The following is a 16,842-nucleotide window of genomic DNA, read 5'->3' on the forward strand; positions in this document are numbered from 1 at the left end:
AGTTTACACCTTTAGATTTTTCCGGGTGGGGGTAAAGGTGGGGATCATCTTTTCCAGCTGATCCACCACGCCCTCGTCGTTGTGCTGGGCGGCAGCGGCAAGATCCTGCAGCTGCTGGTAGAACACGGCCAGGTCGATGTCCCGGGGCGATGCCACAAAGATCTTGTTGTGCTCGGTGCGGCGCATCTTGCCCTGCTCCTCGTCCATCATCAGCTCCTCGTAGAGCTTCTCGCCCGGGCGCAGGCCCACGATCTTGATCTCCATATTCACGCCCGGCTCGTAGCCGTAAAAGCGGATGAGCTGCTTGGCCAGATCCATGATCTTGACCGGCTCGCCCATGTCCAGCACATAGATGCTGCCGCCCTCGGCCAGCGCGCCCGCCTGCAGCACCAGCTGGGCCGCCTCGGGAATGGTCATAAAGTAGCGCTCGATGTTGGGGTCGGTCAGAGTGACGGGGCCGCCCTTCTTGATCTGGGCCTCAAACAGCGGGATCACGCTGCCGTGGCTGCCCAGCACGTTGCCAAAGCGGACCGCCACGCACTTCATGTCGGTGTTGCCCGCAAAGGTCTGGATGAGCATCTCACAGATCCGCTTGGTGCAGCCCATCACGCTGGTGGGGTTGACCGCCTTGTCGGTGGAAAGCTGGACGAACCGCTCCACGTCGTGCTCGCTGGCGCTGGTGAGCAGGTTCTTGGTGCCCAGCACATTGTTCTTCACGGCCTCGGCGGGGCTGATCTCCATCAGCGGCACATGCTTGTGGGCCGCTGCATGGAACACTACAGTGGGGTGGTAGGTCTCAAATACCTCGTCCAGCCGCTTTTTATCCCGAATGGAGCCGATCAGCACGGTCACGGGGATATCGCGGCCGTACTTCTGCTGCAGCTCCATCAGCAGCTCGTAGGCGCAGTTCTCGTAGATATCAAAGATCAGCAGCTTGCCGGGCCGGAAGCGCATCACCTGACGGCAGAGCTCACTGCCAATGGAGCCGCCGCCGCCCGTCACCAGCACGGTCTTGCCGGTGAGGTAGCCGGAGATCTTCTCGTTGTCCAGCGTGACCTCGTCACGGGAGAGGAAATCGGCGGTGTTCAGCTCACGGAACGCGCCCTGCTGGGGGCCGTTGCTGCCCACCAGCTGGGGGTCGCTGAGGATCTGCACCGGGCAGTGGGTGGAAACGCAGAGGTCGATGACATGGTTCAGCCTGCTGCCCCGCAGGGTGGGGATGGCAATGATGATGTTGTGGATGTTGTACTGGGTGCAGAGCTGGGGGATCTGCTCCAGCGTGCCCTTGACCGGCACGCCGTGGATGGTCTGTCCCTGCTTGACCAGGTCATCGTCCACCGCCACAACGGGGTGACCGTAGCTGCTGTTGGATTTGCAGACATTGATGGCCCAGGCACCGGCCTCGCCCGCGCCCACGATCATCACGGGGCGGTTGGGGTCCTTGTTGGGCACGCCCCGCAGCCGCTCGCCGATGGGATGGTTCAGGAAGAGCCGCCATGCCAGACGGCTGCCCCCCACCAGCAGGAAGATGAGGACAGCGGCCATGGCGTTGGCAGAATCGAACAGCACGCCGTGGACACAGAAATGGTTCACGAAATAGACCACCCCCGTGGGCACGGCGATCATGCCGCCCAGACGGATGAGGTCACGCTCCCCGGCATACTTCCAGAGCACATGGTACAGCCCGCCCGCCAGAAAGCTGAGCAGGTAGAGCGCCACGATCCAGGGCAGATTCTGGTAGAGCAGGGCACGGTTGTGGGGCCACCAGCTGGCCTCCACCGCGCCGTCGGCCCGGAGCAGCAGGGCAAAGTAAAAGCTGAATATCACGATGGCCGCATCCAGCAGCACCAGGATCATCCGGCGCAGCAACACCTGCGGCACAAGCTTCTTTGTTTTCTTCACAAAAATCCTCTTTTGCATCGGGGCGGGATCTGTCCGCACCCGTTTTTCCCGGCGTTGCCGGCCACAGGGTCCAAAGCCCCATGCGCCTGTTCCGCCATAATATCCATTGTATTATACTCAATTCTCCCCCCTGTGTCCAGAACAATTCCGATTCTCCGGGCTTTTCTGCCGCTTCCTGCGGGATTTTTCCGTCCGCAGGATGGCCTGCACCTCTTCGCCCAGCCCCAGCGGCCACTGCACGGCAAGGCAGACTGCCGCCATGCCAAAGCCGCCTGCGCAGAGCGCCGCCAGCCGGGTGGGCGTGCTCCCGCTGCCCAGCCACCCCGCCAGCAGGACGCGCAGGCCCTCGCCCGCCCCCGCTGAGACCAGTGCCGCCAGCGCCGGAGCCCCCAGCCACCGCCAGAGCCTGGGCTGCAGCCCGCTGACGTGCAGCAGACGGGCCGTATTCATCTGGCAGGTATAGGCACTGGACAGCAGGATCACCCACAAAAAGCCCTTCATCCCCCATCTGGGCAGGAGGAACAGCACCCCCGCAATGCGGAGCACCGCGTCCCACAGGCTGTACCGGAACACGGCCTTCTGCTCCCCCATCCCCTTCATGGCACCGTCCACCATGCTCTCCAGATACATCAGCGGCATGGCCGGGCCCAGCACCCGCAGATAGAACCCGGCCTCCCGGCTGTGGTAGAGCAGCAGGGCCAGCGGCTCGCCCCACACCCAGAACAGCGCCCCCGCCAGCGCCGAGAAGCAGCCCGTCAACCGGAGCATCCGGTCCAGCAGGCAGCCCAGCCGGGCGCGCTCGCCCCGGATGTGGGCCTGGGTGATCTCAGGCATCAGCAGCACCGAAAGGCTCCCCAGCAGCCCGAAGGGAAAGGTGAGCAGAGGCAGGGCCATCCCCTTCAGGCTGCCGTACTGGGCCACTGCGGCACTGCGGCCCCCGGCATCCAGCAGGCAGACCGTCAGGCAGGCGGGCACCAGCATGTTCTCCGCCGTGTGCAGGGCGCTGGCAAGGCACCGCCCGCCCTCCACCGGCCACAGGATCTCCCAGAGCCGCCGGGCAGGGTCGGCAGGCCGTCGGGCCTTTTCTGCGCCGAACGCACGCACCGCCTCCCCACGGTAAAACAGCAGCAGGATGCAGGCCGACACCGCTTCGCTCACCGCCGTGGCGGCCAGCACCGCCGTGCAGCGGGCGCTCACGTCCTGCGCGCTCCCCCATTCCAGCGCGTACCAGATGATCCCGATCCGCACACTCTGCTCCACCAGCTGGCTCAGCACGTTGGGCTCCACCCGCCGCCGGGCGATAAAGAACCCCCGCAGCACAGCCGAGAGGGCCATCCAGGGCATCCCGAAGGCCGACACCCGCAGCGCGCCTGCCGCCCGCACATCTCCCAGCCACCACCGGGCAGCGGCCCCGGCCAGCCCGTACTGCGCCGCCATGGCCGCCGCACCCAGCAGCAGCCCCGTGCCCGCCAGGCGCACCAGCATCCCCCGCGCCTGTGCCCGGCCCCGGGCCAGCTCCTCGGCCATCAGCCGGGTGGCCGCCACCGAGACCCCCGCTGTTGCCAGCGTGACAAAGAGCGCGTAGACCGCCAGCACCAGCTGGTACAGCCCCATCCCCTCGCCGCCCAGGGCGTTGGCCAGATAGATGCGCAGACCCATCCCGGCCAGCCGCAGCAGGACATCCGCCCCGGTCAGGAGGGCGGCGTTTTTCAGGTAGCTCTGCCCCATGGTCTTCCTCCTTCCCCCGCACAGGCGTTCGGTTCAGTGTATGCGGCCTTTCCCGGGCAATATGCACTCTTGTGAAGATGAGCGCCCCTGTGGGTTGTTTCCCACCCGGTTTTATGGTATGATATGGGTTGGTCAAGACGATCTGTCTAATTAAGATAAAGGAGAAAAGGTTAGAGTATGAGCGAAGAATGTACCCATGACTGTTCCACCTGCGGGGCAGCATGTTCTTCCCGCACCGCCGCACCTGAGCACGATGCCCCCAACCCCAACAGCAGCGTGAAAAAGGTCATCGGCGTTGTTTCGGGCAAAGGCGGTGTCGGCAAGAGCATGACCAGTGCCCTGCTGGCCTGCGCCATGGCCCGCCGGGGCTACCACTGCGGCATCCTGGATGCCGACATCACCGGCCCGTCCATCCCCAAGCTGTTCGGCATCCATGGCCGTGCCATGGCCGATGAAAAAGGCTGCTGGCCCATCCAGAGCCGGATGGGCATTGATGTGATGAGCATCAACCTGCTGGTCGAGAACGAGGAGGACCCCGTTGTGTGGCGCGGCCCCGTGATCGCCGGTGCGGTCAAGCAGTTCTGGACCGATGTGGTCTGGAAGGACGTAGACTTCCTGTTTGTGGACATGCCTCCGGGAACCGGCGACGTGCCCCTGACCGTGTTCCAGAGCCTGCCTGTGGACGGCATCGTGGTGGTTGCCAGCCCCCAGGAGCTGGTCAGCATGATCGTGGCCAAGGCCGTGAACATGGCCGAGATGATGAAGGTGCCCATGCTGGGCATCGTGGAGAACATGAGCTACATCGTCTGCCCCGACTGCGGCAAGAAGATCAGCGTGTTCGGCGAGAGCCATGTGGATGAAGTGGCCGCAAAGCACGGCCTGCCCGTGCTGGCCAAGTGCCCCATCGATCCCCAGTTGGCTGCCTGCTCCGATGCCGGCATGATCGAGGCCTACCCCGGCCAGTACCTTGAGGGTGCCGCCGATGCCTGCGAGAAGCTGCTGAAGAAGTAAATCGTGCACCACTCCCCCGCCAGCGCCAGCCGCCTGCGGGGGATTTTTGTTTGCATTTCCGGCATTCTATGGTACAATATTGGTAGAGAATTTCCGATTGGAGGTGTCCGCATGAACACGCTTTCCCGCACTGAGATCGAGCAGGTCATCCGGGAGCTGCTGCACAAATATCACGCCGAGTACGCCCTGCTGTTCGGCTCCTATGCCCGGGGAGAAGCCACTGCCGCTTCGGATATCGATGTGATCGTGGTGGGCGGTGCCAACTTCCGGCCAAGGGACATCTTTGCTTTTGGGGAGGAGCTGCGCCAGCGCACCCAGAAGGACGTGGATGCCTTTGAGATCCGGGAGGTCAACACCGGCACTCCCTTCTATGAAAGCATCATGCGGGAGGGGGTCAGGATCGCATGAAGAGATCGGACAAGGAACGCCTGAAAAAGATCGTTGCCACATGGGAAAGCCTGAAAGCCGAGATGCACAAGCGCGGCATTACGCCGGAGCTTCTGCTCGAGGACGAGTTTTCTCAGTGGGCCGTCACGACCCCGCTCTATAACATCGGGGAACAGGTCTACCAGCTCAGTCCGGAGTTCAAGGCCTCTTATCCGGAGCAGCCCTGGAATATGGTCGCCGGGCTGCGCCACCGGCTGGTGCATGACTACGACGGTATCAACTGGAGCATCATCGTCGAAGTCCTGTTTGAGGATATGGAGCCCTTTGTGACTGCCGTGAACGCCATTTTGGCCGGAATGTAAAGGAGAACGCAAATGCCGAACGAACTCAGGATCGGCCGGGTATACCGGCACTTCAAGGGCGACTTTTATCTGGTAGAGGCCGTTGCCAACGATTCCGAAACGGGGGAGCCCTTTGTGATCTACCGCAAGCTCTACGGGGACGGCGGGCTCTGGCTGCGGCCCCTTGCCATGTTCCTCAGCCCCGTGGATAAGGCAAAATATCCCGATGCCGCGCAGGAATACCGCTTTGAGCTGCAGGAGATCCCCAGCGCTGCCGGACACTGACACTGTGAAGCGGATTCATTTTTATTTTGGCTTCACTGAAACATTTTCCGATTTCCTCTCTTGTAAATCGCCGCACAATGCTTTATAATGGTGAAGCGTTCTGTGATAGTGGGCAGAGCGATTGTAAATCATGGGAAAAGGAGTATTCTATTATGCTGACGAATGAATACCTGAAGCGCGTTTACGACGGCCTTGCACAGCGCAATGCCAATGAGCCTGAGTTCCTGCAGGCTGTCCGCGAGGTGCTGGAGAGCATCCAGCCCGTGGTGGAGAAGCATCCCGAGTACGAGAAGGCAGGCCTGATCGAGCGTCTGGTCGAGCCCGAGCGCATCATCACCTTCCGTGTGCCCTGGGTCGATGATCAGGGCAAGGTCCAGGTGAACCGCGGCTACCGCGTCCAGTTCAACAGCGCCATCGGCCCCTACAAGGGCGGCCTGCGCTTCCATCCCTCTGTCAACCAGGGCATCCTGAAGTTCCTGGGCTTTGAGCAGATCTTCAAGAACAGCCTGACCACCCTGCCCATGGGCGGCGGCAAGGGCGGCTCTGACTTTGACCCCCACGGCAAGAGCGACATGGAAGTCATGCGCTTCTGCCAGAGCTTTATGACCGAGCTGTACCGCCACATCGGCCAGTTCGTGGACTGCCCCGCCGGTGATATCGGTGTCGGCGGCCGCGAGGTGGGCTACATGTTCGGCCAGTACAAGCGCCTGACCAACAGCTTCCAGGGCGGTATGCTCACCGGCAAGGGCCTGACCTTCGGCGGCTCTCTGGCCCGTACCGAGGCCACCGGCTACGGCCTGTGCTACTTCACCGCCGAGGCTCTGAAGTGTATGCGCAACGACAGCTTTGCCGGCAAGACCGTGGTCATCTCCGGCTCCGGCAATGTTGCCATCTATGCCTGCCAGAAGGCTCAGTCTCTGGGCGCAAAGGTCGTTACCATGTCCGATTCCAACGGCTACGTCTACGACCCCAACGGCATTGATCTGGCTTACGTCAAGGAGCTGAAGGAAGTCCGCCGCGGCCGCATCAAGGAGTATGCCGAGACCCACGCCGGTGCAACCTACGTTGCCGACTGCTCCAAGGTCTGGACTGTCCCCTGCGACATCGCCCTGCCGTGCGCGACCCAGAACGAGATCAACAAGGAGTCCGCTGAGGCTCTGGTCAAGAACGGCTGCACCGTTGTCTGCGAGGGCGCAAACATGCCCAGCACGCCCGAGGCCATCGAGGTCTACCTGTCCAACGGTGTCCTGTACGGACCCGCAAAGGCAGCCAACGCCGGCGGCGTGGCCACCTCCGGCCTGGAGATGAGCCAGAACTCCGAGCGTCTGAGCTGGAGCTTTGAGGAAGTGGATGCCAAGCTGAAGGGCATCATGGAGGGCATCTTCCACGCTTCTTACGATGCTTCCGTTGCTGCCGGTTCCGAGGGCAACCTGATGGTCGGTGCAAACTGCGCCGGTTTCCTGAAGGTGGCCACCGCCATGATGGCACAGGGCATCACCTACTAAGCATTCCTTTTCAGAGGGCCGCATCCGAAGGGGTGCGGCCCCTTTTTTTCCCTGCATATTTCCTCTGTCCGTTGTCCATACTCCCTTTGCCAGAAAGCGAAGGGAGTATTTTTATGGATGAGCAGATGTTTTGTTTCCAATGTGAGCAGGCGGCCAACGGGACTGCCTGTACCGGTCGGGCAGGCGTGTGCGGGAAATCGGCTCCGACCGCAGCGGCGCAGGACCGGCTGACCGGTGCCCTGATCCGGTATGCGGAGCAGCTCATTGGCGAAGGCCGTGCTCCGGCTCCGGAGCAGGCTTTGCTGCTGATGCAGGGGCTGTTCACCACCATCACCAATGTAAATTTTGACGAGCACACCGTCGGGCAGCTGATCGAGAAGATCCACGCCGCCTGTCCGGGCATTGCCGAGGATTATGATATGCAGCAGCTCTGGCAGGAGCCTGACCCGGATGTGCGAAGCCTGAAATGCTTTGTGCTGTTCAGCCTGCGAGGAATGGCCGCTTATAACTATCATGCTCGGGTGCTGGGCCGCATCGACCCGGAGCTGGACAAATTTTACTGTACCGCCCTGAAGGCAGTGGGCACCTCGGGGCTATCCATGGAGGAGCTTTGGCTCCTGGTGCAAAGGACCGGAGAAGCCAGCTTCCACACCATGGAACTGCTGGATCATGCCAACACCGGTGCCTTTGGCGAACCGGAACCGACAGAAGTCCCTCTGACCATCGAGAAAGGGCCTTTCATCGTCATTTCCGGCCACGACCTTTACGACACCCAGCAGCTTTTGGCCCAGACCGAGGGCAAGGGCATCAACGTTTATACCCACTCGGAACTCCTGCCCGCCCACGGTTATCCGGAGCTGAAAAAGCGCTATTCGCACCTCAAGGGAAATTTCGGCACCGCCTGGCAGAACCAGCAGTCGGAGTTTGAGGACATCCCCGCCCCCATCCTCTTCACCACAAACTGTATCATGCCGCTGCGCCCCAGCTACGCCGACCGGGTCTTTACCACCTCGGTGGTCTCCTATCCCGGGGTGCCGCACATCGGGGAGGACCGGGACTTCACCCCCGTCATCCGGAAAGCGCTGGAACTGGGCGGCTACCCGGAGGATACCATCATCCCGGGCATGAACGGCGGCAAAACGGTCACCACCGGCTTTGCGCGGAGCGCTGTGCTCTCCCACGCCAATGAGATCGTTGCGGCCGTGAAAAGCGGGCAGATCCGTCACTTCTTTCTGGTCGGCGGCTGCGACGGCACCCGGCCCACCCGCCGTTATTACACCGAGTTTGCCCGGCTGACACCGCCGGATACGGTCATTCTGACCCTTGCCTGCGGCAAATTCCGCCTGAACGATCTGCCTCTGGGCACAGTGCCCGGCACTGGCCTGCCCCGCATCCTCGATGTGGGCCAGTGCAACGACGCATACAGCGCCATCCGGATCGCACTGGCTCTGGCCGATGCCTTCGGCTGCACCGTCAACGACCTGCCGCTCTCGCTGGTGCTCTGCTGGTTCGAGCAGAAGGCAGTCTGCATCCTGATTGCCCTGTTGGCTTTGGGCATCCGGAACATCCGCCTCGGCCCCACCCTCCCGGCCTTTCTCTCTCCGGGGGTCGTGCAGGAGCTTCAGCGGCGCTACAACCTGATGGCCGTCACGACCCCGGAAGAGGACCTGCGGGCCATTCTGGGACGCTGACTGCCGCCGCAGGGAATTTCTTGCTTCGTTTCTGCTATGCTCCCGGGATTTCCCGGGAGTTTTTCTTGTGTCGAAACTTTTTCATAATTTCTGGGAATTTCCGGCGCATGGACAAGCTTTCACTCCTGTGCAGGAATCATTTTCCGGAGAAACTCCGGCGCGGTTCCCCACCGTTTCAAAAATTTGGATCTTTCGGTTTCAAATTCGTTTGAACCTCTTGTATTTCCGAACATCCGATGCTACTATATTGTCAGTGTACAAAATGCACTACATTTCAGAAAGAGGAGGAAAAAAACCATGAAAAAAAGATGGTTCGTAGTGATACTTACCATCGGATTGCCGCTTCGTGTTCTGCCGCTGAGTGTACTTGCACTGAGCCCCGACCCCACCATCACGGATTCGGACGGCACCCTTTTGGGTTGGAGTGACCTTTCCACCGTCCCCTACTCCCTTGATGATTCGCAGGAACAGGAACCTCCTGTTCCCGACCTTTCGGAGACGGGCTCGGAGAAAAGCCTTGCGGATGCGGACAACGATGAAGAAGCAGCGGATGACCGGCCCACAGTGAATCTCACCCCCAAAACTCCTGACGAGGAATCGGGTGGCGATGACCCTGCGGATGCGGACCGCGATGAAGCAACGGATGACCTGCCCGCAGGGAATCCCACCCCCAAAACTCCTGACGAGGAATCGGGTGGCGATGACCTTGCGGATGCGGACCGCGATAAAGCAGCAGCGGATGACCGGCCCACAGTGAATCTCACCCCCAAAACTCCTGACGAGGAATCGGGTGGCGATGACCCTGCGGACGACGACGACAGCACCACAACCCCGCCTGTGTGCAAGATCGGCGATACGCCCTACTCTACACTGGACGAGGCGATCAGCATGGCGATACCTGGCGACCAGATCGACCTGCTGAAGGACATTGAGCTGGATACAGGTCTTAGCTTCGATACGAAGAAGGACCTGACCATTTCCGGCGGCGGCACCCATACGCTGACGCTGAAGGAGCTGGGCATGTACGCAACGAATGGCAGTGACATCACGTTCAAGGATCTCACGCTGATAATCAATGCGCACACAAACCCCTCTGGCGCAGGCGCAACGGCCAACCTGATTTATTCCTCCAAGCTCCGTTTGAGCCATGTTGAATTCACGTTGACACCAGACATACTCTATGGCAGTGGCATTTGTCTGTATAATGGCAGTGATTTGTATTTCGAAGACAATACAAATGCTGTGATTGATGGCTTTTCTGCCGATAGTTGCAGTGGTATCTATGCGGACACAGACACTTACAGCGAAGACGAGATTCATGAAGTCCGGGTCAGTTCCTCTACTCTGACAGTCACGGATTCCGGTTGGAATGGCATGACCATAAATCCGGTCAACCTTAATCTGACCAATTCCCACGTCACCCTGAACAACAATGGCAAGGGCGGCCTCGGCTGCTACTATGGCAAGCTGAAAATGGAAAACTCCACCTTGGATGCAAACAACAATGGCGGAAAAGGCGGCATAGAATTTGGAACACGTGGTTCTTTTGTTGACGAGCTGGACATGGACAGTTCTTCCGTTCTGAACGCCAACAATAACAACGGCATTGCCGGTCTTCTTATTGGTGACGGCGGCGTGATCCGAAGCGGTGCGAAACTTAACTGCAATAACAACGCTTACATCGGTCTGTACGTCTTCACCGATGGCAATTGGCTCGGTGACGTAGTGATTAAACACGGTGCAACAGTCACCGCCTGCGGCAACGGATACTCTGGTGTCCACAACGCCTATAAGCTAAAAATCGAAGGCACTGTTATTGCGGACTCTAACAAAGTGTGTGGTATCACCAATGACGCTGGTGACAAGCTTATCATTACCAGCACTGCAGATGTCTCGGTATGTCAGAATACTTTGTTCGGCATTTTTAATTATGCCCGTGCAAATCTGACTGTGGAAAGCGGCGCAACCCTTAAGGTAGAAGAAAACACCGGTAGCGGTATTGCCAACGGTCCAAAAGCGACTTTGAATTTGGGTGCTGGTATCGTACAACGCAACAACGCACTCTATAAAATTACGTTCACGTTTTATCCGGAAGGCGCTGTCGACTTCACTGCCCAAGGCGGTGGTATCCAGAACTTGGGCACCGCAATCCTCTCGGACGATGTAGAGCTGTACAACAATCACGCAAGGCTTTCTGGTGACGACATCTACAACGCAGACGGTGCCACCATCACCTTTGGCGATACCGGCAAAGGCTGGGCGCTGGACGGCGAACCGGACTGCTATGATTTCATTACCGGCTGGTACGACGACTCTGAAACCACCCGCTGGAACGCCCATGGGGACGAAGCGGATCTGCACATGGTTCTCGTCGCACCCGTCACTTCTTACACCGGCCCCCTGTCCCTCAAGGCCGCACACGGCAGCATCGGCAGCCTGACCGTCTGCAAAGAGACGCTCGGGGAACTGCTGCCGAGCGACTATGACACCGCGTTCACCTTTGAGCTCACGCTGGACGATGATACCATCACCACGATCGACGACAAATGGTGCGGTGTCCCATTCAAAAACGGCAAGGCATCTTTCACCCTGAAAGGCGGCGAGAGCATCACGCTCTCGAACCTGCCCGCAGGCATCGGCTATACCATCACCGAAACCGCTCAGGACGGCTGGACCCTGCTGAATCTCAACCCTGCAGAGACCGGCGTTGTGCCCCAGAACGACACCGCCAAGGTCGTCTTTACCAACCTGAAGAACAGCCCGGACGACCCCTATGTTCCGGTCGTTCCCGTAGACCCGGAGACCCCCGAGATCCCCGAGGAGCCTGAGGGGCCGGAGATTCCCCAGGAGCCTGAGGAGCCTGAGGAGCCCGAGATCCCCGAGGAAACCGAGGAAACAGAGGAAACAGAGGCCCCCGGCGAGCTGCCTGCGGAGGAACCGGCTCAGACTGACACGTCCGCGTCGTTGGCCCAGCCGGAGGAAACGCCCACGCAGAACACCACGACCGTGACCCTGATCCAGACCGGTACCACCGATTGGCTGGCTGCCGTGCTTCTGATCTTTGGCATCGGTCTGTTGGTATGCGGGTGGTTCTTCGACCGCAAACAGCGCGCCGCAAAGCACTAAGGACAGAAACGCCCCGCAATCATACGCAAACCGCCGCATCCCCTGCCCCAGACCGGCAGCCGGATGCGGCGGTTTTTTCAAGGTTTTGATGAAATGCGTTCATCATTCCATCAAACCGCACAAGATGACCGGACTTCAGGGCATCAAGTTTGGCGCAGCTGTCACTTGAACATCTCTCACCATCCGCTATAATAGAATCATCGGAACAAAGGCGTTCCAGAAGGGTATTCTATACCCTTCTGGGGCGCTTTTTTGTTTTCTGTGCAAGATCGGCTGCGGAATGTGCCGCGGCCCAGAGGATATTTTGAGAGATAAGGATGGGAAAGGCAATGGATCAATTTACGGAAAACGCCACGCCTCTTGGCCTGTATGACCCTCAGTTCGAGCACGATGCCTGCGGCATCGGCGCTGTGGTGGACATCAAGGGCCGCAAGAGCCATCAAACGGTCAGCGATGCCCTGAGCATCGTGGAACGGCTGGAGCACCGCGCCGGCAAGGATGCCGAGGGCAAGACCGGCGACGGCGTGGGCATCATGCTGCAGATCAGCCACAAGTTCTTCTCCAAGGTGGCCGATGAGCTGAACATCAGCCTGGGCAACGAGCGGGAATACGGTGTCGGCATGTTCTTCTTCCCCCAGAACGAGCACCTGCGGGCACAGGCCATGAAGCTGTTTGAGCTGGTCACCCGCAAGGAGGGGCTTGAGTTTCTGGCATGGCGCAGGGTGCCGGTAGACCCCGATGCCGTGGGCCAGAAGGCCCGGGACTGTATGCCCTCCATCTGGCAGTGCTTCATCAAAAAGCCTGCCCGTGTGAGCAGGGGCATTGATTTTGACCGCAGGCTCTACATCATCCGCCGAGTGTTCGAGCAGGCCAGCAACGGCACCTATGTGCCCAGCCTGTCCAGCCGCACCATCGTCTACAAGGGCATGTTCCTGGTGCACGATCTGCGCCTGTTCTACCTTGACCTGCAGGACGAGGACTACGAATCCGCCATCGGCATGGTGCACAGCCGCTTTTCTACCAACACCAACCCCAGCTGGATGCGTGCCCACCCCAACCGGTTCATCCTGCACAACGGCGAGATCAACACCATCAAGGGCAACACCGATGCCATGCTGGCCCGTGAGGAGAGCATCGAGAGCCCCATCCTGCAGGACGACATGAACAAGATCCTGCCCATCATCAACACCTCCGGCTCGGACTCCGCCATGCTGGACAACGCGCTGGAGTTCATGGTGATGAACGGCATGGACCTGCCTCTGGCGGTGATGATCACCATCCCCGAGCCCTGGGAGAACAACAAGAACATCAGCCAGAAAAAGCGCGATTTCTACCAGTATTACGCCACCATGCTGGAGCCCTGGGACGGCCCCGCCGCCATCCTCTTCTCCGACGGCGATGTGGTGGGCGCGGTGCTGGACCGCAACGGTCTGCGCCCCAGCCGCTACTATATCACCAAGGACGGCCGGATGATCCTGTCCTCTGAAGTGGGCGTGCTGCCCTGCGCCCCGGACAATATCCTGATGAAAGACCGCCTGCGCCCCGGCAAGATGCTGCTGGTGGATACCGTCAAGGGCGAGGTCGTGGATGACGAGAAGCTGAAGGAATACTACGCCAGCCGCGAGCCCTACGGCGAGTGGATCGACCGGAATCTGGTCCGGCTGAAGGACCTGAAGATCCCCAACATCAAGGTCCCCAGCTACACCGGCGAGGAGCTGACCCGCCTGCAGAAGGTCTTTGGCTACAAATACGAGGAGATCAAGGAGCTGATCCTGCCCATGGCCCGGGCCGGTGCCGAGCCTTCCGGGGCTATGGGCACAGACACCCCGCTGGCTGTCCTGAGTGACCAGCACCCCCCGCTGTTCAACTACTTCAAGCAGCGGTTCGCACAGGTCACCAACCCGCCCATCGATGCCATCCGTGAGAAGGTGGTCACCTCCACCAGCGTCTATGTGGGTGCCCACGGCAACCTGCTGGAGGACAAGCCCGAGAACTGCAAGGTGCTCAAGGTGCAGAACCCCATCCTGACCAGCACGGATCTGCTCAAGATCAAGCACATGAACGTGCCCGGTTTCAAGACCGCCACGGTGTCCATCAATTACTATAAGAACACCAGCCTGGAAAAGGCCATCGACCGCGTATTCTTGGAGGTGGACCGCGCCTACAAGGACGGTGCCAACATCATCATCCTCTCTGACCGCGACATTGACGAGTACCATGTTTCCATCCCCAGCCTGCTGGCCGTTTCTGCCGTGTCCCAGTACCTCATCCGCACCAAGAAGAGCACGGCCATGGCCCTCATCCTTGAGAGCGCCGAGCCCCACGAGGTGCACCACTTTGCCACCCTGCTGGGCTACGGTGCCTGCGCCGTCAATCCCTATCTGGCCCACGACACCATTGCCCAGCTCATCGACGAGGGTCTGCTGGACAAGGATTACTACGCCGCCGTGGATGACTACAACAAGGCTGTGCTGAACGGCATCGTGAAGATCGCCTCCAAAATGGGCATCTCCACCATCCAGAGCTACCAGAGCAGCCAGATCTTTGAGGCGGTCGGCATCTCCAAGGATGTCATCGACAAGTACTTCACCGGCACGGTCAGCCGTGTGGGCGGCATCGGTCTGGAGGACATTCAGGCGGACGTGGAAGCTGCCCACAACGCCGCCTTTGACCCGCTGGGTCTGGATATCAACATGGAGCTGGCCGACGGCGGTGCCCACAAGTTCCGCAGCGGCAAGGAAGAGCACCTCTTCACCCCGCAGACCATCCATCTGTTCCAGAAAGCCTGCTTCACGGGCGACTACAAGGCCTTCAAGGACTTCACCCGCACCGTGGACAACATGGGTGCCGAGGGCATGCACCTGCGCAGCCTGCTGGACTTCAGCTATGACCCCAACGGCGGCATCCCCCTTGAGGAGGTGGAGTCTGTCAGCTCCATCGTCAAGCGGTTCAAGGCCGCTGCCATGAGCTACGGTGCCCTGAGCAGCGAGGCCCACGAGACCATCGCCATCGCCCTGAATCGTCTGGGCGGCCGGAGCAACACCGGCGAGGGCGGCGAGCCCGAGGAGCGCTACCAGAGCGAGAGCAACTCCAAGATCAAGCAGGTAGCCTCGGCCCGCTTCGGCGTGACCAGCAAGTATCTGGTCTCCGCCGAAGAGATCCAGATCAAACTGGCACAGGGCGCAAAGCCCGGCGAGGGCGGCAACCTGCCCGGTGCCAAGGTCTACCCCTGGATCGCCAAGACCCGCCACAGCACCACCGGCGTGGGCCTGATCTCTCCCCCGCCCCACCACGACATCTACTCCATCGAGGATCTGGCCGAGCTGATCTATGACCTGAAGAACGCCAACCGCCACGCCAACATCAACGTGAAGCTGGTCAGCGAGGCCGGTGTCGGCACCATTGCTGCCGGTGTTGCCAAGGGCGGCGCGCAGGTCATCCTTGTCTCCGGTTACGACGGCGGCACCGGTGCAGCCCCCCGCACCTCCATCAAGAATGCGGGCCTGCCCTGGGAGCTGGGCATCGCCGAGACCCACCAGACCCTGATCCTGAATGGCCTGCGCAGCCGCGTCCGCATTGAGAGCGATTCCAAGCTGCTCTCCGGCCGCGATGTTGCTATCAGCTGTATGCTGGGCGCTGAGGAGTTCGGCTTCGGCACCTCCCTGCTGATGTGCGAAGGCTGCGTGATGATGCGTGTCTGCAACCTGGACACCTGCCCCATGGGCATCTGCACCCAGAACCCCGAGCTGCGCAAGCGGTTCAAGGGCAAGCCCGAGTATATCATCAACTACCTGACCTTTGTGGCGCAGGAGCTGCGGGAGTACATGGCCAAGCTGGGCGTGCGCACCATCGACGAGCTGGTGGGCCGCACCGACCTGCTCCATGTCAAGCCCAGCGCTGCCGGCAGCCGTGCCGCCAAGATGAATCTGGACTGCATCCTGCACAACCCGGCCATTGCAAACAGCAACGTCCACTTTGTGCCCGCCGATACCTATGACTTCCACCTTGAGAACACCCTCGACATGAAGGTGCTGATGAAGAAGTTCAAGCTGGGCAGCAAGGCACCCCAGAGCGTCCGGCTGGAGGTCTCCAACACCGACCGTGCCCTGGGTGCCATCTTTGGCAGCGAGATCACCCGCAAGTACGGCAGCTCCCTGCCCGACGATGTCTACACCGCCGAGTGCATCGGCGCAGGCGGCCAGAGCTTTGGCGCGTTCATCCCCAAGGGCCTGACCCTCAGCCTGACCGGCGACTGCAACGACTACATGGGCAAGGGCCTGTCCGGCGGCAAGATCATCGTCCGCCCGCCCGAGGGCATCGGCTATAAGCCTGAGGAAAACATCATCACCGGCAATGTAGCCCTTTACGGTGCCACCAGCGGCAAGGCCTTCGTCTCCGGCGTGGCCGGTGAGCGCTTCTGCGTCCGCAACAGCGGCGCGACCGCCGTTGTCGAGGGCGTGGGCGACCACGGCTGTGAGTATATGACCGGCGGCACTGTCGTGGTCCTGGGCCAGACCGGCAAGAACTTCGCGGCCGGCATGACCGGCGGCGTGGCCTACGTTCTGGACGAGAACTGGGATTTCTACCAGCGGGTCAACAAGGAGACCGTGAGCCTGGAGCCTGTGGAGCACAAGTACGATGTTGCCGCCCTGAAGGAGCTCATCCGCGAGCATGTGGAAGCCACCGGCTCCCCCCGCGGCAAGGAGATCCTGGACAACTTCAGCGAGTATCTGCCCAAGTTCAAGAAAGTCCTCCCCTACGATTACGACCGGATGCTCCGGGTCATCGCTTCCATGGAGGAGCGCGGCCTGGACGGCGAACAGGCACAGATCGAAGCATTCTACGCTGTGCAGAAGAAGAAGTAAG

Annotated in this window: 10 protein-coding genes; 8 read left to right on the forward strand and 2 right to left on the reverse strand. The window is 60.5% G+C overall.

Translation table 11 applies throughout. The annotated features are described in order from the left end of the window. Positions 1 to 3 precede the first annotated feature (3 nt). Both D3F01_RS01810 and D3F01_RS01815 read right to left on the reverse strand, forming a co-directional pair. Complete coding sequence (locus tag D3F01_RS01810; protein WP_005933885.1) at positions 4 to 1,902, reverse strand: nucleoside-diphosphate sugar epimerase/dehydratase; 1,899 nt, start codon at positions 1,900 to 1,902, stop codon at positions 4 to 6. A gap of 117 nt (positions 1,903 to 2,019) precedes the next feature. Further along, positions 2,020 to 3,630 carry a polysaccharide biosynthesis C-terminal domain-containing protein gene (locus tag D3F01_RS01815; RefSeq protein WP_242885709.1) on the reverse strand — a complete coding sequence of 537 codons (1,611 nt, stop codon included), beginning with the start codon at positions 3,628 to 3,630 and terminating at the stop codon, positions 2,020 to 2,022. A gap of 177 nt (positions 3,631 to 3,807) precedes the next feature. Here D3F01_RS01815 and D3F01_RS01820 point away from each other — a divergent pair, with 177 nt between their 5' ends. The 8 genes from D3F01_RS01820 to gltB all read left to right on the forward strand — a co-directional run bounded on the left by D3F01_RS01820 (position 3,808) and on the right by gltB (position 16,841). Then, positions 3,808 to 4,641 carry an Mrp/NBP35 family ATP-binding protein gene (locus D3F01_RS01820; protein WP_154276326.1) on the forward strand — a complete coding sequence of 278 codons (834 nt, stop codon included), beginning with the start codon at positions 3,808 to 3,810 and terminating at the stop codon, positions 4,639 to 4,641. A 111-nt stretch (positions 4,642 to 4,752) separates the two neighbouring features. Beyond that, positions 4,753 to 5,049, forward strand: a complete 297-nt coding sequence (locus D3F01_RS01825) for a nucleotidyltransferase domain-containing protein (RefSeq protein WP_242885712.1) — start codon at positions 4,753 to 4,755, stop codon at positions 5,047 to 5,049. Beyond that, complete coding sequence (locus D3F01_RS01830) at positions 5,046 to 5,390, forward strand: HepT-like ribonuclease domain-containing protein (protein ID WP_098922632.1); 345 nt, start codon at positions 5,046 to 5,048, stop codon at positions 5,388 to 5,390. The genes D3F01_RS01825 and D3F01_RS01830 overlap by 4 nt, the downstream gene beginning before the upstream one ends. Positions 5,391 to 5,402: 12 nt before the next feature. Next, a complete protein-coding gene (locus D3F01_RS01835) occupies positions 5,403 to 5,654 on the forward strand; it encodes a DUF1653 domain-containing protein (protein WP_242885714.1) in 252 nt (83 codons plus the stop codon). Positions 5,655 to 5,806: 152 nt separating this feature from the next. Further along, complete coding sequence (gene gdhA, locus D3F01_RS01840) at positions 5,807 to 7,159, forward strand: NADP-specific glutamate dehydrogenase (RefSeq protein ID WP_242885716.1); 1,353 nt, start codon at positions 5,807 to 5,809, stop codon at positions 7,157 to 7,159. Between the two features lie 113 nt (positions 7,160 to 7,272). Next, positions 7,273 to 8,850, forward strand: coding sequence for a hydroxylamine reductase (gene hcp, locus D3F01_RS01845; RefSeq protein WP_242885718.1), 1,578 nt, complete (start codon positions 7,273 to 7,275; stop codon positions 8,848 to 8,850). Between the two features lie 297 nt (positions 8,851 to 9,147). Beyond that, positions 9,148 to 11,976 carry a DUF5979 domain-containing protein gene (locus D3F01_RS01850; RefSeq protein WP_242885719.1) on the forward strand — a complete coding sequence of 943 codons (2,829 nt, stop codon included), beginning with the start codon at positions 9,148 to 9,150 and terminating at the stop codon, positions 11,974 to 11,976. 329 nt (positions 11,977 to 12,305) lie between these two features. Next, the gene (gene gltB / locus D3F01_RS01855) at positions 12,306 to 16,841 is read left to right on the forward strand and encodes a glutamate synthase large subunit (RefSeq protein WP_242885720.1); all 4,536 of its coding nucleotides are present in this window, start codon (positions 12,306 to 12,308) and stop codon (positions 16,839 to 16,841) included. Position 16,842 lies beyond the last annotated feature (1 nt).

Source organism: Faecalibacterium sp. BCRC 81149, assembly GCF_022750605.1.
Classification (GTDB): domain Bacteria; phylum Bacillota; class Clostridia; order Oscillospirales; family Ruminococcaceae; genus Faecalibacterium; species Faecalibacterium duncaniae.

Coding starts and splice junctions, on each gene's coding strand:
- hcp (WP_242885718.1), top strand. CDS start 7,273: ATGGATGAGCAGATGTTTTGTTTCCAATGTGAGCAGGCGGCCAACGGG.
- D3F01_RS01820 (WP_154276326.1), top strand. CDS start 3,808: ATGAGCGAAGAATGTACCCATGACTGTTCCACCTGCGGGGCAGCATGT.
- D3F01_RS01830 (WP_098922632.1), top strand. CDS start 5,046: ATGAAGAGATCGGACAAGGAACGCCTGAAAAAGATCGTTGCCACATGG.
- gltB (WP_242885720.1), top strand. CDS start 12,306: ATGGATCAATTTACGGAAAACGCCACGCCTCTTGGCCTGTATGACCCT.
- D3F01_RS01835 (WP_242885714.1), top strand. CDS start 5,403: ATGCCGAACGAACTCAGGATCGGCCGGGTATACCGGCACTTCAAGGGC.
- D3F01_RS01815 (WP_242885709.1), bottom strand. CDS start 3,630: ATGGGGCAGAGCTACCTGAAAAACGCCGCCCTCCTGACCGGGGCGGAT.
- gdhA (WP_242885716.1), top strand. CDS start 5,807: ATGCTGACGAATGAATACCTGAAGCGCGTTTACGACGGCCTTGCACAG.
- D3F01_RS01850 (WP_242885719.1), top strand. CDS start 9,148: ATGAAAAAAAGATGGTTCGTAGTGATACTTACCATCGGATTGCCGCTT.
- D3F01_RS01825 (WP_242885712.1), top strand. CDS start 4,753: ATGAACACGCTTTCCCGCACTGAGATCGAGCAGGTCATCCGGGAGCTG.